This window comes from Algibacter amylolyticus (genome assembly GCF_014202225.1).
Taxonomy (GTDB): domain Bacteria; phylum Bacteroidota; class Bacteroidia; order Flavobacteriales; family Flavobacteriaceae; genus Algibacter_B; species Algibacter_B amylolyticus.
Genome location: NZ_JACHGE010000001.1, coordinates 1,054,812 through 1,081,122, shown reverse-complemented (window position 1 = coordinate 1,081,122; position 26,311 = coordinate 1,054,812). Strand labels below are relative to the sequence as shown.

Here is a 26,311-nt window from a genome sequence, read left to right as displayed (position 1 = left end):
CTGCCGGCAGGCAGGCGCCCAAATTATTTTAATCGTTCAACATTTTCCATAAAACATCTTTAAGTTCGGTAATGCCTTTTTGGGTCACAGAAGATATAAACATATATGGAATTGGTAGTTCGTTATCGAGTTCTATTTTCATTTCTGCTTGTAACTCATCGTCTAGCATATCGCATTTTGATATGGCGATAATACGCTCTTTATCCAGCATTTCTGGGTTGTAACGACGAAGCTCATCTAACAGAATATCGTATTGTTTTCTAATATCGTCGGCATCTGCAGGTATCATAAACAACAAAATAGAATTACGCTCTATATGGCGTAAAAAATAATGTCCAAGACCTTTACCTTCGGCTGCGCCTTCGATAATTCCAGGAATATCTGCCATAACAAACGTTTGGAAATCGCGATATTTTACAATACCTAAATTGGGTTTAAGTGTTGTAAACTCGTAATCGGCAATTTTAGGTTTTGCAGATGTAACTACAGATAGTAAGGTTGATTTTCCAGCATTTGGAAACCCTACAAGACCAACATCGGCAAGTACCTTTAACTCCATAGTTACGTACTTCTCTTCCATTGGTATTCCTGGTTGAGCGTAACGTGGTGTTTGGTTTGTAGAGGATTTAAAGTGCCAGTTTCCCAGACCACCTTTACCACCTTGGGCTAATATAACTTCCTCGCCATCGAAAGTAATTTCGAAAAGAATTTCATTCGTTTCTGTATCTCGAATTACGGTTCCTAAAGGTACATCGATATAAACATCTTCACCATCGGATCCAAAACTACGACCACTACTTCCGTGCTCTCCATGTCCTGCTCTACTATGTTTTTTAAACTTTAGGTGTAATAAAGTCCATAAATTTGATTTACCACGAACAATAACATGACCTCCACGACCACCATCTCCTCCATCTGGACCACCTTTTGTAATATATTTTTCGCGATGTAAATGCACAGAGCCTTTACCTCCGTTTCCGGAAGACACGAACATTTTTACGTAGTCTACAAAGTTTCCCTCAGTCATAGTAATTTATTTTTATTGAAGCTATAAAACCAAAATACGCGACAGCCACTGGCTACACTCTATTTAATTTTAAACCCTCTGTAATGATTTAAGTTTATATTAAAAATACAAAAACTATAACTTCTATTTTAAAAGTTATAGTTTTTAATAATGAGATTCCTAATTATGCAGGAATTTATAATTTATTGATTACAGTACTTAAGCGTTCTGTAATTTCTTCGATACCGCCAATACCATCAACACCAAAATATTTATCTTGAGCTGCGTAATAATCTTTTAAAATAGCTGTTTCGTCGTAATACACTTTAATTCTGTTTCTAATAACAGTTTCATCGGCATCATCTTTTCTTCCGCTAGTTTTCCCTCTTTCTAGTAAACGCTTTACTAAAACTTCATCATCAACCTCTAAGGCTATCATTGCATTAATTTGAGAATCTTTGCTATCCATTAACTTATCTAAAGCTTCTGCTTGAGCGTTAGTACGTGGAAAACCATCAAAAATGAATCCATTTGCATCGGCATTTTTTTCTACCTCTGCATTTAACATATCTATAGTAACTTGGTCTGGCACCAACTGTCCTTTCTCAATAAAAGATTTAGCCAGCATACCCAAAGCAGTATCATTTTTCATGTTGTATCTAAATACATCACCTGTAGAAATATGTACTAAATTATATTTCTCTTTTAAAAATTCTGCTTGTGTTCCTTTACCTGCTCCTGGAGGGCCAAATAATACTAAGTTAGTCATGTGTTGAGTTTGTTTAATTTGATAGACTTCTGGTAAATCTCTTCCTAAACCATCATAATCTAAGCCGTAGCCTACTATAAATTTATTAGGAATTTCAATACCTATATAATGTAATTTAAAATCTTTTTTATACGCTTCGGGCTTGTAAAATAGGGTTGCTATTTTTAATGCCTTTACGTTTTCGTTTTTAAAAATTCTGTGAATTTCAGCCAGTGTTTTTCCCGTATCTATAATATCTTCTAAAATTATTACGGTTCGCCCTGTTAAATCTTGTGTTAAACCAATTAGCCTTTGTATATCATCGCTAGATTTAACACCCTCGTACGATGCTAATTTTATAAATGTTACTTCGCACGGTTTAGGATACTTTTTAACAAAGTCGCTAACCACCATAAACGAGCCATTTAAAACACCAACAAACACTGGTATTTCGTCGCCAACATCTGCTGCAATTTCATTAGCCATACGTTGTAAAGCAGCGTCTATCTCTTTGGCAGAAACAAAGGGTTTAAAATATTTATCGTGTAGCTTTATCAAGGGAAATAATTTTTAAAGTTGCAAAGATAATCAATATACTTAATACATTTAGTTTTTAGGCGAAATTGACGTGTAAAAAGAATAAAACACACCTATTACAGTTAAATTTAGCAATCCTATTTTTTTGATTTATGATTTCTCGACTAATTTAAGATTTAAGTGTATTTTTGCGTAACTTTAATAGCGTATTAGCAGTAAAAATCATGACAAATTATTTTTCTTCAAAATTTAAACTTGGTATTCTTGGTGGTGGTCAATTAGGCAAAATGTTACTTTACAATACTAGAAAGTTTGACATTTTCACAGCCGTTCTAGATTCTAGTAACGAAGCGCCTTCTAAGATAGCTAGTAACGAATTTCATTTAGGAGATTTAATGGATTATGATGCTGTTTATAATTTTGGTAAACAAGTAGATATTTTAACTATCGAAATTGAAAACGTAAACGTTGATGCCCTAGAAACTCTTGAGAAAGAGGGTGTAAAAGTGTATCCAGCATCAAAAACATTACGTCAAATTCAAAATAAGGCGAAACAAAAATTATTTTATCGCGATCAAAACATCCCAACATCCGATTTTACAAGGTTTGCTTACCTATCGGAAATCGAAGATGCTATTGTAAATGGCGGTTTGCACTTTCCTTTTGTTTGGAAGGCTGCCCAGTTTGGTTACGATGGTAATGGTGTAAAAGTGGTTAGAACATTAGAAGACCTTGAAGGGTTACCTAAAGGCGAATGTATTGCCGAAGAACTAATTCCTTTTAAAAACGAATTAGCTGTTATTGTGGCAAGAAGCGCATCGGGCGAAATAAAAACCTACCCGGTTGTTGAAATGGAATTTCACCCAGAAGCTAATCAAGTTGAGTACGTAATTTGTCCAGCTAGAATTCCTGATAGTGTTGCAAAAAAAGCCGAAGAAGTAGCTTTAAAAACGTCGAAAGCATTTAATCATGTTGGCTTATTGGCTGTTGAAATGTTTCAGACAGAAAACGACGATATTTTAGTTAATGAAGTAGCACCTAGACCTCATAATTCTGGGCACCAAACCATAGAAGCAAGTTATACGTCGCAGTTTGAACAGCATATTAGAGCTATTTTAGATTTACCTTTAGGAAGAACCGATAGTAAAGTTGGCGGAGTTATGGTAAACCTAGTTGGCGCAGAAGGTTATACAGGTAACGTGGTTTATCAAAACATTGAAAACATCATGAAGCTAGATGGTGTAACCCCACATATTTACGGTAAAAAAGAAACACGACCATTTAGAAAAATGGGACATGTAACTATTGTAAATGAAGATTTAAATGAGGCAAGACGGGTTGCAGAATTAGTAAAGAAAAGTATAAAAGTTATAAGCGAATAAACATCAATAAAAACAAAATCCTGATTAATAATCTTTAGGTTTTTGAAATTTAAAAAATTGTAATTTATATGAAAGTAGGAGTTGTTATGGGAAGTAAAAGTGATCTTCCTGTTATGCAAGAAGCCATAGACATCTTAAATGGTTTTGATATTGAAGTTGAAGTAGATATAGTTTCGGCACACCGTACACCCGAAAAACTATTCGATTACGGTAAACATGCACACACTAGAGGTTTTGCTGTAGTAATTGCTGGTGCTGGTGGTGCTGCGCACTTGCCTGGTATGATTGCTTCTTTATCGCCATTACCTGTAATAGGTGTGCCTGTAAAAAGCAGCAACTCTATTGATGGTTGGGACTCTGTACTTTCTATTTTACAAATGCCAGGTGGTGTGCCTGTAGCTACAGTAGCTTTAAACGGCGCGAAAAATGCCGGAATTCTTGCTGCTCAAATTATTGGAACTAGCGACAAATGTGTACTAGATAAAATAATTGCTTACAAGAAAGGTCTAAAAATAAAAGTAAACGAATCTGCTAAAGATTTACAATAAAAAAAGCCCCGAAGTTATTCAGGGCTTTTTAGCTATTAACAAATAATTCTCATGAGTTAGTCACTCTTCGTATTATCGAGTGCAAAAATATATAATATTTACTATGCATACATAATAAATATTTTTTTTAACACATTCATTAAAGAAATGATAAAAAAAACTCTACTTACACCGTTTAAAACCAAATATAACACGCCTCCCTTCAGAATAATTGAAACTTCTGATTACCTACCAACCATAACAGAGGCAATAAAAATGGCTAAAAATGAAATTGATGCCATTGTAAACAATCCTGAAAGTCCAACCTTCGAGAACACTATTGTAGCTCTCGATTTTTCTGGAGAGCAACTGGATAGAATTTCTAGTATTTTCTTTAATTTAAATTCGGCCGAAACGAATGAAGACATTCAAAAAATAGCTCAAGAAGTATCGCCTTTACTATCAGAATTCAGTAACGACATTACTTTAAATGAAGATTTATTTAAGCGAGTTAAGGCTGTGTATGATGCTAAATCAGAGTTAAATTTAACGGTTGAGCAAACCACACTTCTAGATAAAAAATATAAAGGTTTCTCTAGAAACGGAGCCAACTTACCTGAAGACAAAAAAGACAAACTTAGAGACATTGATAAAAAACTAAGTCAGTTAAGTTTAAAATTTGGTGAAAATGTTTTAGCTGAAACCAACAAGTTTGAAATGCTTATTACAAACGAGGCTGATTTATCTGGACTACCAGAAGGCACAATAGAAGCCGCAAAGCAATTAGCAGAATCTAAAGATAAAGAAGGCTGGTTATTTACTTTAGACTATCCGAGTTACATACCGTTTGTAACCTATGCAGATAATAGAGAACTAAGAAAAAGAATAACCTTAGCAGCAGGTAGTAAAGCGTTTAAAAACGATGCATTAGATAATCAAGATAACGTATTACAAATCACAAAACTTAGGCACGAGCGTGCTAAATTATTGGGTTACAAAACTCATGCACATTTTGTTTTAGAAGAGCGTATGGCCCAAACGCCTGAAACAGTTCTTAATTTTTCGAATGAATTATTAGAAAAAGCAAAACCAGCAGCACAACAGGAATTTAAAAACCTTGAAAACTTTGCTAAAGAACTCGATAATATCGATCGCTTAGAAAAATGGGATAGCTCATATTATTCTGAAAAGTTAAAGCAGAAACTTTATAGTTTAGATGACGAAAAACTTAAACCGTACTTTAAATTAGAAAACGTTATTAATGGTGCGTTTACAATAGCTAATAAATTATTCGATTTAAAATTTGAAGAAATTGACACCATTGACAAATACCATGACGATGTTTTAACATATAAAGTTACAGATACTAATGGCAAGTTTATTTCTATTTTTTATGCCGATTTTTTTCCAAGACCAGGAAAGCGAAATGGCGCGTGGATGACCTCATACAAACCACAATACATTGTAAATGGCGAAAATAGCAGACCGCACGTTTCTATAGTTTGCAACTTTACAAAACCAACAAAAAGCAAACCTTCATTATTAACTTTTAATGAGGTTACAACTTTGTTTCACGAATTCGGACATGCATTACATGGTATGTTGGCTAACACCACTTACCCTAGCCTTTCTGGGACGAGTGTATTTTGGGATTTTGTAGAGTTACCAAGCCAAGTTATGGAAAACTGGTGTTTCGAGAAAGAAGCCCTGGAGCTTTTTGCCACGCATTATAAAACCGGAGAAGTTATCCCAATGGAATTGGTAGAAAAAATAAAAGAATCGGCTACGTTTCATGAAGGTATGCAAACCTTGCGTCAATTAAGTTTTGGCTTATTAGATATGAGTTGGCATGGTCAAGATCCTTCAAACATAACAGATGTTAAAGCTTTTGAAACGGACATGTTTAAAAATACATCCTTATACCCAGCCACCAAAGAAACCTGTATGAGCACCGCGTTTTCTCATATTTTTCAAGGTGGATATTCATCGGGCTATTACAGCTACAAATGGGCCGAAGTTTTAGATGCAGATGCTTTTGAGTATTTTAAAGAAGAAGGCATTTTCAATAAAACAGTTGCCACAAAATTTAAAGACAACGTATTAAGCCAAGGCGGAACAGAAAACCCAATGACGCTTTACAAGCGTTTTAGAGGACAAGAACCAAAACCTGAAGCGTTATTAAGACGCGCAGGATTAATATAAATTATTAAAAAGAAAAGCTGAATCTTAACGATCAGCTTTCTTTTTAGAATAAACTTTCAATAATTACTGAAAGTTTAAAAAGTTTTATTATCTTTGTGACATGGAATATCAAGAGGCAAAAGAAAAATTTATTAGCACATGGGGAAGTTTAGGCACATTATGGGGCATAAACAAGGCTATGGCTCAAATTCAATCGTTGCTTTTTATTTCTACAAAAGCGCTATCCATGGAAGAAATCATGGAAGAGTTAAAAATTTCTAGAGGAAACACAAGCATGAATTTACGCCAATTAATGGATTGGGGTATTGTAACTAAAGAGTTAATTCCTGGTGAGCGTAAAGAGTATTTTACCACAGAAAAAGATGTTCAAGAACTAGCAAGACATATTGCAAAACAACGTAGCAGACGAGAAATTAAACCGGTAATTAAAATTTTAAAAGAGGTATCGTCCATAAAAGATGATGGCACCGAAAAAACGAAGGAACTTATTAAACAAACCAAAGCTTTACACGATTTGGCCGAAACAGCAGATTCTATGATGAACAAAATTGTTAATCAAGAACAAACTTGGATCACTAAGTCTTTAATGAAATTGATAAAATAAAAAAATTTAAAACTAAGTTTCAGTAATTTCTGAAAGTTTAATAATATTAAAAATGAAAATAATACACTTTACAAACCTAGTCATGTATTTGTTATGCATATCTATTTGGGCTTTACCTCTTAATTATGTTTTCAACTATCCTATTGAAAATCTATCAGAGTATAGCTTAATATCCATGATAGCACTTGGCATCGGTCAACCTTTTATGGCACTTATTAGTCTCTTCCTTATAAATTCTAGACACAAATCAGAAAAAAGATTACTAATTATTTATTGGTTATTAGTGCTAATATACTTTTCAGCTTTAGCTTTATTAATATCATTCTTTAACAGTTATGGCATTGAAGCTTTTGTAATCTTTCCATCCATAATAGCGTCGTATTTTGTTTATGTGACTTATAAAACCCAATTAATAAACTCATGAAAACACAAAAATTATATAACTTGTTACATATTATTATAGCCTTGGTTTGGGTTATAAACGGAATGTTTTGTAAAATTCTAAACCTTGTTCCACGTCATCAAGAAATTGTAGAACGCATTATAGGTAATGCAAATTCACGAGCTATTACTATTTTAATCGGAGTAGCCGAAGTATGTATGGCTATATGGATCTTAAGCCATTACAAACTTAAACTAAATGCAATAACCCAAATATGTATCGTTGCAATTATGAACTTAATAGAGTTTGTACTAGCGCAAGATTTATTGCTTTGGGGCACATTCAATTCTTTATTCGCTCTATTATTTATTGCTGTAGTTTACCATACAAATTTTAAAACACACAACTATGTTAGCTTTCCTTAAAAACCATCCTTTTGCAGTTGAAGCTTTCTTTAAAAGTTCTCTTGTATTAACCTTCGCTGTTCCTAAAGAAGAATTACAAAACATGTTACCTGAGTGTTTAGAGTTAGACACGCATAACAACACATATGCTTTTGTTGCAGCAGCCATGGTACAAACCAAACAATTACGTCCTAAAGGATTCCCGAAATTTATGGGTAATAATTTCTTTTTGATTGGCTTTAGGATATTTGTGCGTTACACTAACAAAGAAGGCAAACGCTTACGAGGCCTCTTCATTTTAAAATCTGAAACAAACAAAAAGAAAATGGCGTTAATGGGTAATTTTTTTACGCATTACAACTATACAACAACCGATATAACGCAGACATTAAAAGGCAATATAAACGAAATTATTTCTATAAAATCAGACTTTAAAATTGAAATAGATGCCACAGAAAATGAAGACCTACAATTACCAAAACACTCACCATTTAAAACCTGGCAAGAAGCCCGACGTTTTGCAGGACCGCTGCCCTTTACGTTTACATATAATGAAAAAACAAAAGAAATTTTAATTATTGAAGGTGTAAGGCAAAACTGGAAACCCAAACCTGTAAAAATCAATAACTATCATATTAATTTTTTAGAATCACTAAATTTAAAAACACCTGTATTAGCCAATGCTTTTATTATTGAAAACATACCCTATTACTGGAAAAAAGGAAGAAAAGAATTATGGAAATAAATAGAAAAAAGTTTCAAGGTGTACTAAATATATTAAGCTTTAACAGACATTTTTATATTTACGGTTTAAGTGTTTTAATACTAATAACACTAAGCTATGTTGTGTTTCAATGGTCAACTACCTTATATTGGTTAATTGTTGCTGCTTTTGGTTATGGTTTGCTAATGCCTTTAATTGTATCTGCTTATGTATATGACTTTTCAGGGTATTACAAATTTGAATGGATAAATACATTAAACTTTAGTGATTCTAAGTCAAAACAGATTATAAACATTAATGCTGGTTTTGATGAAACTAGCTTCATTCTTAAAAACCATTTCCCTATTTCAAATTTAAAAGTTTTTGATTTTTATCATGCCGAACAACATACAGAACCTGCTATTGTAAGAGCTAGAAAAGTAAGTTTGGTGTATCCAAACACACAACAAATAAAGTCTGGTCTTATTCCATTAAAAGATAATTCAATTGATGCTATTTTTTTACTTTCTGCGGCTCATGAAATAAGATCTCATAAAGAAAAAGTGATGTTTTTAAAAGAATGCCACAGAGTATGTAAACCCGACGGTACAGTAATTATGGTTGAGCATTTAAGAGATTTTCCAAATTTCTTAGCATTCTCAATTGGGTTCACCCATTTTTTTTCAAAAACCACATGGAAAAAAGCATATAAAAACGCTGGATTCTCAACATTTAGCGAGAATAAATTCACCCCATTTATGTCTGTTTTTAGCAGTAAACCTTAAACCTTTAAATTACAAAAAACATGTATATTCATTTAAAATTAATAGGTGTTTTACTTATCCTGTTAGCCCTAATTCATATCTTTTTCTATAAATATTTTAAATGGGAAACCAATTTGAAATCATTAAGCTTAATCAATAAGCAGATGATGACAACACACACGTTTTTTATTGCATTAACTATTTTCTTAATGGGTTTACTCTGTTTAACAAGCTCAACAGCGCTTATAGAAACTAGTTTAGGTCGAAAAATATGTTTAGGTTTAGGTGTATTCTGGAGTTTCAGACTGTTTTTTCAGTTTTTTGTCTATTCTAAAAAACTTTGGAAAGGCAAAAAGTTTGAAACACTAATGCATATCCTATTTTCAATTTTCTGGGTATATTTCAGTACAACTTTTATTATGATTTATTTGAATTAACAACCGTTAAAAGGAGGTATAACAACTATTACAAGGTCTTTATATAATCATCTATTTTAACATTCGATTCTATTTCAAGCCGTTTCTTTAATCTGTACTTTCTACTTTCTACCGATTTAATGGTAGTATTAGAAACAACTGCTATTTCTTTGGTATCTAACCCAATCTTTATTAGTGCTAAAACATACAAGTCCATGGTATTGAAAGAACCACTTCCTTTTTGAATATTTTTCAAAAATTCCGGAAAATAAATTTCAAATTTTTCCAAAAATAAAACCGAATTCATTTTTGCTATGGATAATAAATCTGAAATTTCTTGTTTCGTAAATTGTTTATTTAAACCACGAAGCGACTTTTCAATTTTATTTACTTTGGATTTTGTCTCTTGAAAATGAACATCTTTTTGCACAAAAAAAACAGTAGTGTATATAACGGTAAGCATAGCAAAACTAATATTATAATACCGCAATAACTCAATAGATGTGGAGCTGCTAAGTATCAAATATTTATCACCTAAACTAAAAGTATTTAATACAATTACAGAAATAACAGAGGCTAGAACAAGTAATATAAATTTTTTCTTATCAGTTCTAATATCAAAAATAATAGGTAAAATAGTAATTAACCCCAAAAAATAATAGCCGTTATCTATTTTGTTATCATACCTTAAAGAGAAAAAACAAGTAGTAATAACCAATCCTAAAACAAAATAAAAGGCTATGATTTTAAAGGTTTTTAAAGAAAATTTGGTTCTTAAATGACTAACAATCGCTAAAAAACTTATTACTACCCAAAACAGATATATAAATGAATCAAATTTAAACCCATTTAAAACCGCGGTACAAATACTAAAAAAAACAAAAGTAATTAGGTTAAATAGTAAAAGGATTTTAATATTTGCGTAGTAGTCATTAGAATAAATACTAATATTTAGTATGTTCTTAACCATATAAGTGAGAGTTACATCTTTAAAATCAAAAATAAGCTTTATCTAGCAAACTCACCTTGTAATACTTAAAGAAGCTCCTGCTAATGGGTAATGCCCATACCCTTCTATAAAGTAAAAGTGAGTGGTATAACGTGCCACTGCTGACGTATATCCATCTGGCTTAACTACTGTTTGTCTAGTTTCTAAACCATAAGAACTATTGGTAGGGTTTGTAGGTCTAACATCTGTATCACCCAGAATAGCATCGCCTAAATCATTTGTGGAACGTGTATAGTTTGGCACATACAAATAAGGTTGGGTATTGTTATTATTGTAATAACCTGGCTCGAACCCAAACCCAGATACAACGTAGGCTGTATCGACAAAAGGAATAATAAAATCTACTCTAAACACACCATCATCCATCCTTTTAACTCGCGCTATATTGATAGAACCTGGCAAAATAGTAGCCAACTCACCATCTAAAGAAATACCTCTAGAGCCACTACCATAAGCATCAAAACTTACTTGCGCATATTCGCTTATCTGGCGTTTTTCACCACCAACAATAGCAGTACAACTTTGCCCACCTATATTTATATTAAAACTGGTGGTGTAAGGACTAGTAACTGTAGGTGTACCTGAGACACTATACACTAAATCTCCTGCTCCTGTATTAAAATTACCAGGAGCCAAAGTTGCTGTTAATCCATTTATAGGCCCAATAGATTGCGCAGGAAAAGCACCTCCATCGCCTCCTAAATAAGAAATAGTCATTGTTCCATTATACGAAACTCCACTTGTATATCTTGAAGGCGCTAATGATGCATTTGAACAATTTAAGTTATCAATAGTTCCAGAACCAATAGACTGATCTGCTAAAGTTCGCCACTCACTACCGTTCCAAAACAAATAGCCAACATAATTTAAGGCCGCAAGCCCTGTATTATATATCAATAAACCATCGGCAGGATTTGCTACAGTGGTTTGATCTGTATTTGATACTAAAGCTACATTTGGAAAAAGAACGCCTTTATCGTCAGCATGAACTTCTAGCATTGCAGACGCATCAACAGTAGCAGTACCAATTCCTACTTGAGCAAAAGCCGAGAGATTAAATACCATTATAAATAATAGTATTATATAAAATCTGATTTGGAACATATTTATTAATATTTTGAATTTCATATATTTATTTTAAAACCTCTTGCTCTCTCATAAACACCACTAAAGCAAGCGATTAACACTGATTTACAATTCCCCCTTCTCAATTTATCTCTAATTAAAATCCTTCAAACCAACTTACCTTGTTATACTTAAAGAAGCTCCCGCTAAAGGATAATGTGAATAACCTTCAATAAAATAAAAATGCGTTCTATATCGTGCAACTGCCGAAGTATACCCATCAGACTTTACTACCGTTTGCCTGGTTTCCAAACCATAAGCACTATTAGTTGGGTTAGTGGGCCTAACATCGTTATCAGCTAATATGGCATCACCTAAATCATTCGTTGAACGCGTGTAGTTAGGCACATACAAATAAGGCTGCCTAGAGTCATTGTTATAATAACCAGGTTCAAACCCAAAACCAGATACAACATAAGCAGTATCATCAAAAGGCTCTACAAAATCTACCCTAAACACACCATCATCTAATCTTTTAACTCTCGCTACATTTATTGAACCAGGTAAAATTGTGGCTAACTCACCATTTAATGAAATACCCCTAGATCCGCTTCCATAGGCATCAAAACTTACTTGCGCATAATCACTTATCAAACGTTTTTCACCGCCCACGATAGCTGTACAACTTTGTCCTCCTGTATTTACATTAAAACTAGTTGTATTTGGGCTTGTAATTGTAGGCGTGCCAGTTACGCTATAAACTAAATCTCCTGCCCCGGTATTAAAATTTCCGGCAGCTAAAGTTGCTGTTAATCCGTTTATTGGGCCTATAGATTGTTCAGGAAAAGTACCTCCATCTCCTCCTAAATAAGAAATAGTCATTGTTCCATTATACGCAACTCCGCTTGAATAACTGGAAGGTGCCAACGAAACATTTGAACAATTAAGATAATCAATACTACCTGAACCCGAAGATTTATTCAATAAAGTACGCCATTCACTTCCATTCCAAAACACGTACCCAACATAAGCTAAAGCACCCAAGCCAGTATTATAGACCAATACCCCATCAACAGGACTTGGTATAGTTGTTTGATCTGTGTTAGACATTAATGCAACATTAGGAAAAAGAACGCCTTTATCATTTGCATAAACTTCTAGAATTGCTGAAGCATCTATATCGGTTGTTCCAATTCCAACTTGCGAAAAAGCTGAAAATTTAAATAGAAATAGAAATAAGTATAAATAATATTTTTCTTTTGGGGGCATGCTTCCTTATTTAACGAGGCAAAATAAAAATTTTAAAAACTAAACACATAAAATTACAACCCTCAATAACACTCAACCCTCTAAATAAGCAAGTAATTAATAAAATATTTAATGGGATTACCTACTATTCTGAAAATTGTCTATTTTTACCATAAAACTATGCAAAAACAAATTATTAATCCTGATAAGTGGATCGACTTATATGCCGATTACCTCTTTAATTACACCATAACGCGTGTAAGTGATAGAGATAAGGCTCAAGACTTGGTGCAAGACACGTTTTTGGCGGGTTTAAAGTCTATGAAAAACTTTAAGGGAGAGGCTAGCGAACGTACTTGGCTCATTTCAATTTTAAAGCGAAAAATTATAGATCACTACCGCAAAATTAATTCTAACAAGGGAAAAGCCGAAGTAAGAATTAATTATAACGATAGCGAAAGTGAAGGTGATTGGCTAGAAGAACGTGTAGCAGATCCGTTTGACAAAACAGCAGAAGACACCTTACAAAACAACGAATTAGGCGACGCAATACACAACTGTTTGGGTAAATTGCCAACAAAACAATCTGAAGTTTTTAAAATGAAAACCATACTTGGTTATGAAACAGAAGTTATTTGTAATGAATTAAATATTACAGCGTCTAATCTATGGGTTATCATCCACAGAGCTAGAACAGCCATGGCTGATTGCTTAAAAGAAAATTGGTTTTAATTATGAGTAATATAAGATTTATGATTCCTTGCGAAGAAGCAAATCATGTTTGTGATAAAACACAGTACAAAAATGCCAGCTTAAAGGAAAAGATATTGCTAAACTTGCATTTAATTTTTTGTAGAGCTTGTAGAAAGTATTCTTCTAACAATGCCAAACTTACAAAAACTATTAAAAAAGCAGAAGTTGAGTGTTTAGATAAAAAATGTAAAGAAGCCATGAGAGAAGATTTTAATCAGGCTTTAAAAGAAGTTTCTAATTAATTAGAAATACTAAAAGAAGCCATAAAATGGGCAATCCTTCTACCCAAAAAGAACAATAATATTTATTTTGGTCTATTTTACTTAAACGCACAAAAATTGCGGTTAATATAGTTATAATGAGTAATGCTAAAATGGTGTTTCCATGAGTCTCTTTTTTTAGAAATTCTAATACGAAAAAGCCAACCAATAGTAACACACCTAGGTTTTTAGTTTTTTTGACACCTAATTTTTGTGGTATTGTAGAGAGGTTAAGAGCATCATACTTTAAATCTCGTATCTCGAACGGCAGCATTAATATTAGTACATATAAAAAACGCTGTACACCCAAAATTATCACATCTGCATTAACAGAATAATCGGCATTTATTATTGGCACAAAAACAGTTACTCCAGCCCAAACTAAAGCTATTAAATACACCTTAATCCCACTTACGTTTCTTAAGTTACTTTTTTGCTTTGAAAAAACAGGAATGGCATAAAAAACGGTTAACACAGCTAAAGCCAAAAGAAAAACATACGTTCTAACTTCTAGTTTTAACGCGTAATAACACATCAATAAAAAGCAAATAAAGGATAATAACTGTATCCATTTTAGCCAATTGGTTAAACGTCTATGATGAAATTTTGCTACCCCAAAATACTTCACAAAATTATAACCTGTAATAGTAGCAAAAAACAAAAAAAGTAAAACGGTATGACTTGCAGGAAACCCAACCGTTAAAAACGTAATCCACGTTAAGGAAACCACCGAAAAAGCGACGTGAATACTACTATTTATATAAAAGTTAAAAAGCTGCTTTAATAACTGCATATAGCAAATGTAACTAAAGTGTTGATAACGTTTAGTAATAGTTAAAAACTTTCCAAAACGCTCTATAAAACACATCTAATATTATGTATTTTTGCGAAATATATAAAAGATTTTTGCTTAATGAATACAAACGCTTTCGCTTTGCGTCATATCGGTCCTAGGGAAGATGACCAAAAACAAATGTTAAACACTATTGGTTTAGATACGTTAGATGAATTAATTTACGAAACTATACCTGACGATATTCGTTTAAAAAAAGAGTTAAATTTAGATGAACCAATGACGGAGCATGAGTATTTACTTCATATCCATGATTTATCTAAAAAAAATAAAGCATATAAAACATATATAGGTTTAGGCTACCACCCTACTATTTTGCCAGCTGTAATTCAAAGAAACATTCTAGAAAATCCGGGTTGGTACACAGCATACACGCCTTACCAAGCCGAAATTGCTCAAGGTAGATTAGAGGCCTTATTAAATTTCCAAACCATGGTTATAGACCTAACGGGAATGGAAATTGCAAACGCCTCTTTACTAGATGAAAGTACTGCTGCTGCCGAGGCCATGAGTTTACTTTTTGCCGTTCGCGAACGCGATCAGAAAAAAGCAGGTATCAATAAGTTTTTTGTTTCCGAAAACATATTGCCACAAACCTTATCTTTATTAAAAACTAGAGCAAATCCTATTGGAATTGAACTTGTAATAGGCAAGGAAGAAGCTTTTGATTTTTCGGAAGAATTTTTTGGAGCCATATTGCAATACCCAGGAAAAGACGGGCAAATTACCGATATAAAATCTTTTATAAGTAAAGCTAGTGATGCTCGCATTAAAGTAGCTGTTGCAGCCGATTTTTTAAGTTTAGTAAAACTAGAAGCTCCAGGTAAATTTGGAGCAGATGTTGTGGTTGGAACTACACAACGTTTTGGAATCCCGATGGGATATGGTGGTCCTCACGCCGCTTATTTTGCAACTAAAGAAGCTTATAAACGCGATTTACCAGGACGTATTATTGGTGTTACTAAAGATGCCAATGGTAACCGCGCTTTACGTATGGCTTTACAAACCAGAGAACAGCATATTAAGCGAGATAAGGCAACATCTAATATCTGTACCGCTCAAGTTTTATTGGCGGTTATGGCAAGTATGTATGGCGTTTATCATGGTCCTAAAGGCTTAAAATTTATCGCCAATAAAATTCATAATAAAACAGCAACTTTAGCAAGTGCTCTACAGAAGTTAGGATACAATCAAATAAACACCTCTTACTTTGATACCCTTCAAATAAAAACAAAAGCTAAAAAAATAAAAAAGGTAGCTACAAAAAAGAAGGCTAATTTATTTTATCCAGATTCAAAAACAGTTACGATTTCAATTAACGAAACAACCTCTATTCGCGATATCAATTATTTAATTGCCATATTTGCCGAAGCTGCTAAAAAGGAAACGATTACAATTTCTGAAATAGAACAAGCCAACAACATTTCGGAAACAATACAAAGACAATCTGATTTTTTAACCGATGTTGTTTTTAACACACACCATTCTGAAACAGAATTAATGCGCTACATAAAATCTTTAGAGCGTAAAGATTTAGCATTAAACCACTCTATGATTTCATTAGGTTCTTGCACCATGAAACTAAATGCGGCTTCAGAAATGCTTCCTTTAAGTTGGTTTAAATGGGGTAATATTCATCCTTTTGCGCCTTTAAAACAAGCCAAAGGTTATTTAACTATTTTAAAAGAACTTGAAGACCAGTTAACAGAAATTACTGGTTTTGCTGCAACATCATTACAACCAAACTCTGGTGCACAGGGTGAATTTGCTGGTTTAATGGTAATAAAAGCGTATCACGAATCGCGTAACGATCACCACAGAAACATATGCTTAATCCCATCGTCTGCACATGGTACAAACCCTGCAAGTGCGGTTATGGCAGGCATGAAAGTTGTGGTAACAAAATCGACTGCCGAAGGTAATATTGATGTTGACGATTTACGTGAAAAGGCAGAACTTCATAAAGATAATCTTTCAGCCTTAATGGTAACCTATCCATCTACACATGGTGTTTACGAATCGGCTATTAAAGAAATTACTAAAATAATACATGATAACGGCGGACAAGTATACATGGATGGTGCAAATATGAATGCTCAAGTTGGTTTAACCAACCCAGGACATATTGGTGCCGATGTTTGTCACCTTAACTTACACAAAACGTTTGCCATACCGCATGGTGGTGGTGGTCCAGGTGTAGGTCCAATTTGTGTTGCTAAACAACTGGTACCATTTTTACCTGGAAGTCCATTAGTAAAAGTTGGAGGTAAACAAGCTATTACTGCTATTTCGGCAGCGCCTTTTGGCTCTGCTCTAGCCTGTTTAATATCTTATGGTTACATTAAAATGCTTGGTGCACATGGCTTAACAGAATCTACAAAGATTGCCATTTTAAATGCTAACTATATTAAGCAACGCTTACAGGGTAATTTTGATACATTATATTCAGGCGAACGCGGTCGTGCAGCTCATGAAATGATTGTAGATTGTCGTCCGTTTAAAGCAAACGGCATTGAGGTTACAGATATCGCAAAACGATTAATGGATTATGGTTTCCATGCGCCAACAGTATCTTTTCCGGTAGCAGGAACTTTAATGATTGAGCCTACAGAAAGTGAAAGCAAAGCAGAAATAGATCGCTTTTGTGATGCTATGATTTCAATAAAAAAAGAAATAGACAGCGTAACTAAAGAGGATGCAAATAACGTATTAAAAAACGCTCCACATACACTACATATGATTACAGCAAACAACTGGGACTTCCCTTATTCTCGTGAAGCAGCAGCCTTCCCACTAGAGTATGTAAGAGATAATAAGTTTTGGCCAAGTGTAAGACGTGTGGACGATGCTTACGGAGACAGAAACTTAATTTGTTCTTGCGTACCAATTGAGGCTTATGCCGAAGCCTAAAATAACATGTTGAACATCGTAATTTTAATCAATATTGAATAGCTATTAACTGAGAACCGCGTAATTTAGTATGCACGCATAACACAATAGTAAATTTCTATTTTATGAATATTAAAATAACTGGTACAGGAAGCTATATTCCTTCCAAGATTGCAACCAATGAAAACTTTCATAATCACGAATTTTTAAATACCGATGGTAGTTCTATAAAGGCACCAAATGAGGTCATTGTTAAAAAATTTAAAGCAATAACTGGTATAGATGAACGTCGTTACGCTAAGAATCATCTTAACACATCAGACCTCGCTTCTTTTGCTGCCGAAAAAGCAATTGAAAGTGCTAAAATTAATCGTGAAGAACTAGATTATATTATAGTTGCACACAATTATGGAGATGTAAGGCATGACAGCATTCAAAGTGATACAGTACCAAGTATTGCCTCTAGAGTTAAGCATTTATTGCAAATTAAAAATCCTAAATGTGTGGGTTACGATTTACTTTTTGGATGCCCTGGTTGGGTGCAAGGTGTTATTCAAGCTAATGCATTTATAAAAGCAGGTATTGCCAATAAATGTTTAGTAATTGGTGCCGAAACCTTATCGCGTATTTTAGATCCGCATGATAGAGATTCCATGATTTATAGTGATGGTGCTGGCGCTGTAGTCATTGAACGCACCAATGATGAAGGCGGAATTATTGCTCACGACTCAGCTACCTTTTCTCTAGACGAAGCACACTATATTTACTTTGGAGAAACCAATAATCAAAACACTAATGATCACCGTCGCTATATAAAAATGTATGGTCGTAAAATTTACGAATTTGCATTAACAAACGTACCGGTTGCCATGAAATCGTGTTTAGATAGCAGTGGAATTGATATTACACAGGTTAAAAAAGTATTGATTCACCAGGCTAATGAAAAAATGGACGAAGCCATTGTTAAGCGTTTTTACGAACTTTATAATATGGAAATGCCAGAAGGTATAATGCCTATGAGTATTGGTAAATTAGGAAATTCTAGCGTGGCCACAATACCTACGCTTTACGATATAATTTTAAACGGCAAGTTAGAAAACCAAGAAATTAACAAAGGTGATATTATCCTTTTTGCGAGTGTAGGCGCCGGAATGAATATTAATGCTATTGTTTATAAGCAGTAATGTTTTAATTGATTATTTTGTGATTTCTGCCAGCATTTTTATTGTTGAAGATGAAAGGTGGAAATGAAAAATAATATAATTTTATGTACGAGAAAACTTTTCCGAATAAACGCTTTAAACATACCATTGAGTTTTTAGAGAAACATGTAAACAACTCCCAATCTATTTTAGATTTGGGGGTTGTAAATCCGTTTTCTAAAATCATGGAAGAACATGGTTTTTCTGTTGAAAACACTAAAGGTGAAGATTTAGATCTAGACACATCAACCATTGAAAATTCGAAAGCAGATGTTGTAACAGCATTCGAAATTTTCGAACACTTACTCTCCCCTTTTACAGTTTTAAAATCTATTCAATCAGATAAATTAGTGGCTAGCATCCCCCTAAAACTATGGTTTTCTTCGGCTTACCGAAGCAAGACTGATATGTTAGACAGACATTACCATGAGTTTGAAGATTGGCAGTTCGATTGGCTATTAGAAAAAGCAGGTTGGAAAATTATTGACAGAAAAAAATGGACCAACCCAACTAAAAAAATTGGTATCCGTCCTATTTTAAGATGGTTTACACCTAGATATTACATAGTTTACGCCGAAAGAATTTAAAGTTCCGATAGCCAAAAATTAAATTCCAAGAACATAATTACCATAAAAATTGCGATTTGGAGTTTAATTATTGACATTTACAACATGGATTTTTACATCATCATTCCTGCTCACAACGAAGCCGATTCCATTGGTCTTACGCTTCAGTCTTTGGTTAATCAAACTTTAAAACCAAAGCAAATTGTTGTAGTTAATGATAATTCTACCGATGCTACGCAGTCAATTATTGATGATTATATTAAAACGTATTCCTTTATTTCAATAGTAAACAATAAATCGTCCAATCAACATTTACCGGGTTCCAAAATTATAAATGCATTTTATAAAGGTTACGAAACCTTAGATAGCGCCTACGATATACTATGTAAATTTGACGCCGATTTAATTTTTCCTGAAAACTACCTGGAAAAATTAGCGATTCATTTTAAAAGCAATCCTAAATTAGGAATGGCTTCGGGATTTTGTTACATTGAAAAAAACAACCAATGGGTTTTAGAAAACTTAACTAACAGAGACCATATTCGTGGCGCTTTAAAGGCCTACAGGCAAGATTGTTTTCTCGAAATAGGTAAACTTAAACGATCTATGGGTTGGGATACCGTTGATGAGTTGCTAGCTAAATATTACGGCTGGAAAATTTTAACTGATGAGTCATTACATGTAAAACATTTAAAGCCAACTGGCGTTAGTTATAATAAAGCATCAAAGTATTTGCAAGGTGAGGCTATGTATAAAATGCGATATGGCTTTGTAATTACATTAATTTCCGCCTTAAAACTAGCTTACAAAAAAGGAAGCTTTTCATTATTTAAAGATTATATGAGTGGATATTTTAAAGCTAAAAACGAAAAAACAGCCTACTTAGTTAACAAGCAAGAAGGTGTATTTATTAGAAATTTACGATGGAAAGGCATGCTTAATAAATTCAAATAACAAAATGAAAATTTTTGCTCTCATATTATTTTTAGGTATTGGCTTATTCTTTTTAACGAAAAAGAAGCCCGAACCTGAGGTTATTAAAATAAATAACAAATTGGCTAATAAAAATTGTGTTGTTCCAAATGGTGCTAATAGTACCCAGACGCATAGCTGTTCCTATATTAAAGGACGCGCTTATTATATGGTTGAACTTGTAAAGCATCAAGAAAATCAAAAATAAGATTCCCTCTTTCGATGGAATATATTATTTAAAACTCCAACCTTTATAACTACTTGAAGCTTCTAGTTTATTCTCTATGGAATCTTCCAACTCAGGGAAAAAGTCTATTCCTGTTAATTCTTCAACCTCATCAACAGACACTACAAAATCGTACAAAGGCTTGTTAGAAGCCTCGTGTGGCATTAAAAACGCAATCATTTTAGTGGTTCCAGAATTGGTATCAATTAACACCTTGTAAAACTGATTTGGAACAGAAACCTGCTCTGTGCCTATAGACTTCATATTACCGTTTAAAACACCTCCGGTTACAACAAAAACACCGTCGTACTTACTTGCCCAATACCTCACTTTTTGCTCCAAACTATTCCAAATTCCGGCATTGAATTGATGTTCTTGCGGACTAATATTACTCGTTAAAAAAGTTTCGTCGTGCGCCGCTTTAGTATAACGTCTGTCTCCAGCAGGACAAAGATGTCCGCGATCGTAACCCGATTTTTTATAGTTTCTCCAGCTTGCCGCACCTGTTTTTACAGCTTTATCAATTTCAAAATAAGGCCGTTTATGATTCGTATTAGATAGATGCGCTTTTTTTAATTCGTATGCAACCCATTCCGCTTGTTCATGTTTCTCGTTATACGACAATGAATAACCATTATGATGCACTATTTGTCCTGTTGTCGAAGTTGGTAAAAAATACTCGTTGGTATCACTTTTAGTTGTTTGACCTTCAGTAATAATTTCGGCTTTTTCTTCTTCACCTAAAAAATACTCATAGCCATAAACAGCCAAAACGATAACCAAAACAACAATGGAAGATAGTGTACGTTTGCTCATTAATTTAAAACAAATTCTAAAGGTTGTCCTATTGAAAAGTTTGGAAAACTAGTTCCTATAAGTGCAGACATGGTTGGTGCAATATCTGTTATTTCGGTCTTTTTAAAAGTTTCTCCTTTCTTAATTCCTTTTCCGAAAAACAATAAAGGTACGTGGGTATCATAATTTAAGCCACTACCATGTGTAGACCCCACTTTACTATAAGAAATATATGCCGGATCGTTTAATAACAGGACATCGCCAGATGCTTTTTGGTTAAACCCTTTTTGCATAAGCGCTTCAATACCTTCAACAAAATTTACAGAACCCATGCTTGTTGCAGTATAGGCTTTGTATATATTTTTGTATGTTATTTGCTCATTTACTATGGCTTCTTGCACATCCTTCAAATTTAAATTTAAGGCTTTAATTTTTTCTCTATTTAAGAAAATTTGGTCGTTACTTATATTCTCTAAAACCTCAGTTGTACCGTAAGTATCAATTAAAAACGCATTAAACTGCTTTTTACGTTCGGAGTTATTTACGTATCCTGCAGGAATTTTTACAGATTGTAAATAAGATGGCACATCAATAGCTGCATGATCTGCTGTTAAGAAAACAGTATACTCACCTTTGCCTACCTCTTTATCTAGTGCCTGGAATAATCGCTCTAAATCCTTATCTAAACGAATATAAGTATCCTCAACCTCTTTTGAGTTTACTCCAAATTTATGACCAACATAATCGGTACTTGAAAAGCTTACCGTTAAAACATCGGTAATCTCATCTTCACCTAAAGCTTCACCTTTTATAGCAGCTATGGCAAAATCTGCGACAATACTATTCCCGTAAGGCGTTCCTTTAATAATATCAAAATTTCCATTTTTATCTTTTAAAGCACCTAAGTCATAAGGAAATGTTGCTGTTTCTTTGCCTTTAAAAGTGCCTTCAAAATCATTTAAATCTGAACCACTTTCAGTATAAGTTGAAATATTATATAAGGTATTCCATGGCTTTAAATACGATTCAGCAATATTAGAATCGTTAAATTTATTTACCCATTTAGGTAAGCTATTCATATAAAAAGAACTACTAATAAAGTACCCTTCATCGCTTCCGTTAAACCAATAAGCTGCATTGGCGGTATGACCAGCTGGTAAAATTGCACCTCTATCTTTTATTGAAATACCAATTGTTTTTCCTCGCATTTGTGTAAACAATCTGTTTTCGTCAGCAAATGTTGTTGTTTTCATACGGTGTGGAGACATTTTACCGGCCTTACTTTCTGTGCCTATAGGATCAACGTTTTCATCACCTGCACAATACACCATTTTTTTTATCTCTCTGTCGTAAAAATTATTACCTATAATTCCATGATATTTTGGTGTAGTACCCGTATATATCGATGTATGCCCTGGTGCTGTGTAAGTTGGCACATAATTATAATGATTGTTTTTACAATTAAATCCTTCGTTCATCATACGTTTAAAACCACCATCGCCATATTTACTATAAAATCGAGTTAAATAATCGTAACGCATTTGATCTACAACAATACCAACAACCAATTTCGGATTATCGTTTTGTGCTACCACAGGTAAGCTTAATGTAAAAACTAACAAAAAGGAAAAAATATATTTCATTCTAGAATTAAATTTATAAAGCCAAAAATACACATAATTAATCCATCATTATTTTAAATTAAAGTTAAATACCACTAACTTTTTTTTACTTTAGCATTTACAAATTTGTATATGACTTATCTGCATAACATAGGTGCTTACTTTTTAATGATAGTAGAAATGTTTCGTAAACCAACCAAATGGACGGTAATGAAACAATTAATACTTAAAGATATAGACGATTTAATAATTGGCTCTTTGGGCATTGTTGCCTTTATTTCCTTTTTTGTTGGAGGTGTTGTAACCATACAAACAGCATTAAATATTGATAGCCCATTAATACCTAAATACCTTGTTGGTTTTGCAACGAGGCAATCTATTATATTAGAATTTGCGCCAACATTTATGTCTATAATTATGGCAGGTAAAGTTGGTTCATTTATAACATCAAGCATAGGTACCATGCGTGTTACCGAACAAATTGACGCACTAGAAGTTATGGGAATTAACTCCCTTAACTATTTAGTTTTCCCTAAATTTATAGCCTTGCTTTTATATCCTTTTATTATATCAATTGCTATGTTTTTAGGTATTTTAGGAGGAATGGCCGCATGTGTATATGGAGGCTTTAGCTCGTTAGAAGATTACAATGTAGGTATCCAAACAGATTTTGAAACTTTCCATGTCATATATGCATTTATAAAAACTATTGTTTTTGCCTTTATATTGGCAACCATCCCATCGTTTCATGGCTATTATATGAAAGGTGGTGCGTTAGAAGTAGGTAAAGCAAGTACGACATCGTTTGTATGGACTAGTGTTGTTATTATTATTTTAAACTATTTCCTAACCCAAATGTTACTAAGCTCATGATAGAAGTTACTAATTTACATAAGTCATTTGGAGACGTTGAAGTTTTAAAAGGTATTAGTACAACTTTTGAAAAAGGCAAAACAAATTTAATTATTGGGCAAAGTGGTTCTGGTAAAACTGTATTTTTAAAGTGCCTATTAGGTTTATTTGACTACGAACAAGGCGCGATAGCTTATGATGGTAAGGTATTCGCAAAACTAACCGAAGACGAAAAGAGAAATATACGTGCAGAAATAGGCATGGTATTTCAAGGCAGTGCCTTATTCGATTCTATGACTATTGCACAAAACGTCATGTTTCCGCTTAAAATGTTTACTAATCAAAGTAAAAGCGAAATGGAAGACCGCGTAAACTTTGTTTTAAAGCGCGTTAATCTTGATACTGCACATAATAAAATGCCAAGTGAAGCTTCCGGAGGGATGCAAAAACGTGTTGCTATTGCTCGCGCTATCGTTAACAACCCCAAGTATTTATTTTGTGATGAACCTAACTCAGGTTTAGATCCAAAAACAGCCATAGTTATTGATAACCTTATTCAAGAAATTACAGACGAATATCAAATTACCACAGTAATAAATTCGCATGACATGAACTCGGTTATGGAAATTGGTGAAAAAATTGTTTTCCTAAGAAATGGATTAAAAGCATGGGAAGGATCGAACAAAACCATTTTTAAAACAGATAACGAAGTCGTTACCGATTTTGTTTATTCTTCAAACTTATTTAAAAAAGTACGTAAAATGTACATTGAAGAAAATGAATAAAACCTAATTTTTCAAGAAGGTTTTATTCATTATAAATTATTTAACGAAAATAGATTTATTTTAAAATTAAGATATTGGATTTGTTTAATTGCGTGCTTATCCAAGTTTTTAATTCTTCTTCCTTTTTTACTTGAATGCTGTCTGGTAAATTCGTGTTCCACTTTAAACGCACTACCGAAACCGTATCGATATTAATAAAATCTTTAGACTCTAACATATTAGAATACCCAAAGTATTCCAAATCTTTAAACCTCACCTTGGCATCGCGAGATAAACTAGAAAACGGAATGGTATTAGATATTGTTTTCGACTCTAATTGTTTATTTAAATTGGTAATATTTACCTGCAAACCTTCAATTTGATTCTGTAATCCAGTAATAATTATATCCTTTTGGTCTAAATCGCGTATGGCTCTATCGTAAGCATCAGAAATTTTATCGATACTTCTATTTTTATTCCCCTGAATTACTAAACTGTAATCTTTTATTTTTTCGTAAGTTTTAATTTCATTTTCCAAATCTGCTATAGTAGCATCTGGAACTTCACCATTAAAATAAAGGGTAATTGTTTTTTCTTCCCAGTTTGGTATTCCTTTTTGCAACCATAACTCGTGGTTAGATTTAACCTCGGTTTCCATAAAATTATTATAATCGCCCTCTAAACCAGATTGCGTTATAAAGTTAACAAAGGTCCAAATTGCAGGTGCCATAACCAAAACAGCAATTAAAGAAGCCAACTGTGCAATTCTTTTTCTTTTTTTAGAATTCGCATACCTTAACATTGGGAACCTTAATATTTTTAGCACTAAAAAGGTTGCTAGAGCAATAAAAATGGTATTTATGGTAAACAAATACATGGCTCCAATAAAGTAGTCCCAATTGTGCGCTAATCCATAACCAGCCGTACATAATGGTGGCATTAATGCTGTTGCAATAGCAACACCAAAAATGACCGAAGCAATCGTTCCTTTTTTAGTCCGTGCTATAATTAAGGCAGCACCACCAAAAAAGGCAATTAAAACATCACGTAAATCGGGTTTGGTACGACCAAAAAGCTCGGTCGTCATAATATCTGCAGTTGGAAAAAATTTAAAAAACAAAAACGCTGTCATTAAACTTAAAACAATCATTGTTACTAAGTTTATAAGCGATTTTTTAAGCGTATCAATATCGTTTATAGCAATAGATAAGCCAATACCCAAAATAGGCCCCATTAATGGCGAAATTAACATGGCACCAATTACCACAGCTGTAGAGTTTGCGTTTAAACCAATAGAGGCTACAAATATGGAACAAATTAAAATCCAAGCTGTAGCACCTTTAAATGGAATATCACCTTTTATTGCTTGAATTGTAGCGTCTCTGTCGGTGTCATCTCTGAAATCTAAAAGCTCGCTTAAAAATTTTGAGATACTGGTAAAAAGACCTTGAGCATCCTTTTTTACATTTTCTTTAGACTGCTCAACGCTCTGTTCCTTTTTTAAAGCTTCTGCCTTTTCCTCTTCTTCAGAGAAATTAAACTTACTCTCTTCACTCATAA

26 protein-coding genes are annotated in these 26,311 nt (G+C 33.4%); 17 read left to right on the top strand and 9 right to left on the bottom strand.

All coding sequences use genetic code 11. The features are described 5' to 3' along the window. Nucleotides 1-28: 28 nt before the first annotated feature. Nucleotides 29-1,027: a GTPase ObgE gene (gene obgE, locus HNQ90_RS04635; RefSeq protein ID WP_144115485.1), complete on the bottom strand. Its 999-nt coding sequence runs from the start codon at nt 1,025-1,027 to the stop codon at nt 29-31. A 175-nt stretch (nt 1,028-1,202) separates the two neighbouring features. Then, nucleotides 1,203-2,312 (bottom strand): adenylate kinase, encoded by a 1,110-nt coding sequence (locus HNQ90_RS04630; protein WP_144115484.1) that lies wholly within the window; start codon nt 2,310-2,312, stop codon nt 1,203-1,205. A 203-nt stretch (nt 2,313-2,515) separates the two neighbouring features. On the opposite strand from HNQ90_RS04630, the gene HNQ90_RS04625 reads away from it, so the two are divergent. The 8 genes from HNQ90_RS04625 to HNQ90_RS04590 all read left to right on the top strand — a co-directional run bounded on the left by HNQ90_RS04625 (nt 2,516) and on the right by HNQ90_RS04590 (nt 9,280). Then, complete coding sequence (locus HNQ90_RS04625) at nt 2,516-3,673, top strand: 5-(carboxyamino)imidazole ribonucleotide synthase (RefSeq protein ID WP_144115483.1); 1,158 nt, start codon at nt 2,516-2,518, stop codon at nt 3,671-3,673. Between the two features lie 68 nt (nt 3,674-3,741). Further along, entirely contained in the window at nt 3,742-4,221 is a 480-nt protein-coding gene (purE, locus tag HNQ90_RS04620) for a 5-(carboxyamino)imidazole ribonucleotide mutase (RefSeq protein ID WP_144115482.1), read from the top strand. Between the two features lie 147 nt (nt 4,222-4,368). Further along, nucleotides 4,369-6,402, top strand: a complete 2,034-nt coding sequence (locus tag HNQ90_RS04615) for a M3 family metallopeptidase (RefSeq protein WP_144115481.1) — start codon at nt 4,369-4,371, stop codon at nt 6,400-6,402. Between the two features lie 100 nt (nt 6,403-6,502). Beyond that, nucleotides 6,503-7,006: a GbsR/MarR family transcriptional regulator gene (locus tag HNQ90_RS04610; protein ID WP_144115480.1), complete on the top strand. Its 504-nt coding sequence runs from the start codon at nt 6,503-6,505 to the stop codon at nt 7,004-7,006. 52 nt (nt 7,007-7,058) lie between these two features. Next, entirely contained in the window at nt 7,059-7,430 is a 372-nt protein-coding gene (locus HNQ90_RS04605) for a hypothetical protein (protein WP_144115479.1), read from the top strand. Beyond that, complete coding sequence (locus HNQ90_RS04600; RefSeq protein WP_144115478.1) at nt 7,427-7,813, top strand: DoxX-like family protein; 387 nt, start codon at nt 7,427-7,429, stop codon at nt 7,811-7,813. The genes HNQ90_RS04605 and HNQ90_RS04600 overlap by 4 nt, the downstream gene beginning before the upstream one ends. Continuing rightward, nucleotides 7,797-8,537, top strand: coding sequence for a DUF2071 domain-containing protein (locus tag HNQ90_RS04595; protein ID WP_144115477.1), 741 nt, complete (start codon nt 7,797-7,799; stop codon nt 8,535-8,537). The genes HNQ90_RS04600 and HNQ90_RS04595 overlap by 17 nt, the downstream gene beginning before the upstream one ends. Continuing rightward, nucleotides 8,528-9,280 carry a class I SAM-dependent methyltransferase gene (locus HNQ90_RS04590; protein WP_144115476.1) on the top strand — a complete coding sequence of 251 codons (753 nt, stop codon included), beginning with the start codon at nt 8,528-8,530 and terminating at the stop codon, nt 9,278-9,280. The genes HNQ90_RS04595 and HNQ90_RS04590 overlap by 10 nt, the downstream gene beginning before the upstream one ends. A gap of 444 nt (nt 9,281-9,724) precedes the next feature. Here HNQ90_RS04590 and HNQ90_RS04585 read toward each other — a convergent pair whose 3' ends face one another. From HNQ90_RS04585 to HNQ90_RS04575, 3 genes are all read right to left on the bottom strand, one after another. Beyond that, nucleotides 9,725-10,645, bottom strand: a complete 921-nt coding sequence (locus HNQ90_RS04585) for a LuxR C-terminal-related transcriptional regulator (protein ID WP_144115474.1) — start codon at nt 10,643-10,645, stop codon at nt 9,725-9,727. Nucleotides 10,646-10,696: 51 nt separating this feature from the next. Further along, the gene (locus HNQ90_RS04580; RefSeq protein ID WP_144115473.1) at nt 10,697-11,749 is read right to left on the bottom strand and encodes a hypothetical protein; all 1,053 of its coding nucleotides are present in this window, start codon (nt 11,747-11,749) and stop codon (nt 10,697-10,699) included. 177 nt (nt 11,750-11,926) lie between these two features. Continuing rightward, a complete protein-coding gene (locus tag HNQ90_RS04575) occupies nt 11,927-13,018 on the bottom strand; it encodes a hypothetical protein (protein WP_144115472.1) in 1,092 nt (363 codons plus the stop codon). A 159-nt stretch (nt 13,019-13,177) separates the two neighbouring features. Between HNQ90_RS04575 and HNQ90_RS04570 the strand changes: the two genes are divergently transcribed. Further along, nucleotides 13,178-13,729: a sigma-70 family RNA polymerase sigma factor gene (locus tag HNQ90_RS04570; RefSeq protein WP_144115471.1), complete on the top strand. Its 552-nt coding sequence runs from the start codon at nt 13,178-13,180 to the stop codon at nt 13,727-13,729. Nucleotides 13,730-13,731: 2 nt separating this feature from the next. After that, nucleotides 13,732-13,992 carry a hypothetical protein gene (locus HNQ90_RS04565; protein WP_172625821.1) on the top strand — a complete coding sequence of 87 codons (261 nt, stop codon included), beginning with the start codon at nt 13,732-13,734 and terminating at the stop codon, nt 13,990-13,992. Here HNQ90_RS04565 and HNQ90_RS04560 read toward each other — a convergent pair. Then, a complete protein-coding gene (locus HNQ90_RS04560; RefSeq protein ID WP_144115469.1) occupies nt 13,985-14,803 on the bottom strand; it encodes a UbiA prenyltransferase family protein in 819 nt (272 codons plus the stop codon). The two genes, HNQ90_RS04565 and HNQ90_RS04560, sit on opposite strands and share 8 nt — an antisense overlap. 120 nt (nt 14,804-14,923) lie before the next feature. Here HNQ90_RS04560 and gcvP point away from each other — a divergent pair, with 120 nt between their 5' ends. From gcvP to HNQ90_RS04535, 5 genes are all read left to right on the top strand, one after another. Further along, nucleotides 14,924-17,773 (top strand): aminomethyl-transferring glycine dehydrogenase, encoded by a 2,850-nt coding sequence (gcvP, locus tag HNQ90_RS04555; protein ID WP_144115468.1) that lies wholly within the window; start codon nt 14,924-14,926, stop codon nt 17,771-17,773. Between the two features lie 104 nt (nt 17,774-17,877). Then, nucleotides 17,878-18,936: a 3-oxoacyl-ACP synthase III family protein gene (locus tag HNQ90_RS04550; RefSeq protein ID WP_144115467.1), complete on the top strand. Its 1,059-nt coding sequence runs from the start codon at nt 17,878-17,880 to the stop codon at nt 18,934-18,936. 83 nt (nt 18,937-19,019) lie between these two features. Further along, entirely contained in the window at nt 19,020-19,541 is a 522-nt protein-coding gene (locus HNQ90_RS04545) for a class I SAM-dependent methyltransferase (protein WP_144115466.1), read from the top strand. An 84-nt stretch (nt 19,542-19,625) separates the two neighbouring features. Further along, entirely contained in the window at nt 19,626-20,474 is an 849-nt protein-coding gene (locus HNQ90_RS04540; protein ID WP_144115465.1) for a glycosyltransferase family 2 protein, read from the top strand. 4 nt (nt 20,475-20,478) lie between these two features. Then, nucleotides 20,479-20,700, top strand: a complete 222-nt coding sequence (locus tag HNQ90_RS04535; RefSeq protein ID WP_144115464.1) for a hypothetical protein — start codon at nt 20,479-20,481, stop codon at nt 20,698-20,700. A 24-nt stretch (nt 20,701-20,724) separates the two neighbouring features. Here the strand turns inward: HNQ90_RS04535 and HNQ90_RS04530 are convergent, their stop codons facing one another. Further along, entirely contained in the window at nt 20,725-21,534 is an 810-nt protein-coding gene (locus HNQ90_RS04530; protein ID WP_144115463.1) for a DNA/RNA non-specific endonuclease, read from the bottom strand. Continuing rightward, nucleotides 21,534-23,156: an alkaline phosphatase PafA gene (gene pafA, locus HNQ90_RS04525; RefSeq protein ID WP_144115462.1), complete on the bottom strand. Its 1,623-nt coding sequence runs from the start codon at nt 23,154-23,156 to the stop codon at nt 21,534-21,536. Before pafA ends, HNQ90_RS04530 begins: the two co-directional genes overlap by 1 nt. Before the next feature lie 111 nt (nt 23,157-23,267). Here pafA and HNQ90_RS04520 point away from each other — a divergent pair, with 111 nt between their 5' ends. Together HNQ90_RS04520 and HNQ90_RS04515 are read left to right on the top strand one after the other, a co-directional pair. Beyond that, nucleotides 23,268-24,008, top strand: coding sequence for an MlaE family ABC transporter permease (locus HNQ90_RS04520; RefSeq protein ID WP_144115461.1), 741 nt, complete (start codon nt 23,268-23,270; stop codon nt 24,006-24,008). Then, a complete protein-coding gene (locus tag HNQ90_RS04515) occupies nt 24,005-24,772 on the top strand; it encodes an ABC transporter ATP-binding protein (protein ID WP_144115460.1) in 768 nt (255 codons plus the stop codon). Before HNQ90_RS04520 ends, HNQ90_RS04515 begins: the two co-directional genes overlap by 4 nt. A gap of 55 nt (nt 24,773-24,827) precedes the next feature. On the opposite strand, the gene HNQ90_RS04510 is transcribed toward HNQ90_RS04515, so the two are convergent. Then, the gene (locus HNQ90_RS04510; protein WP_144115459.1) at nt 24,828-26,309 is read right to left on the bottom strand and encodes a DUF389 domain-containing protein; all 1,482 of its coding nucleotides are present in this window, start codon (nt 26,307-26,309) and stop codon (nt 24,828-24,830) included. Nucleotides 26,310-26,311 lie beyond the last annotated feature (2 nt).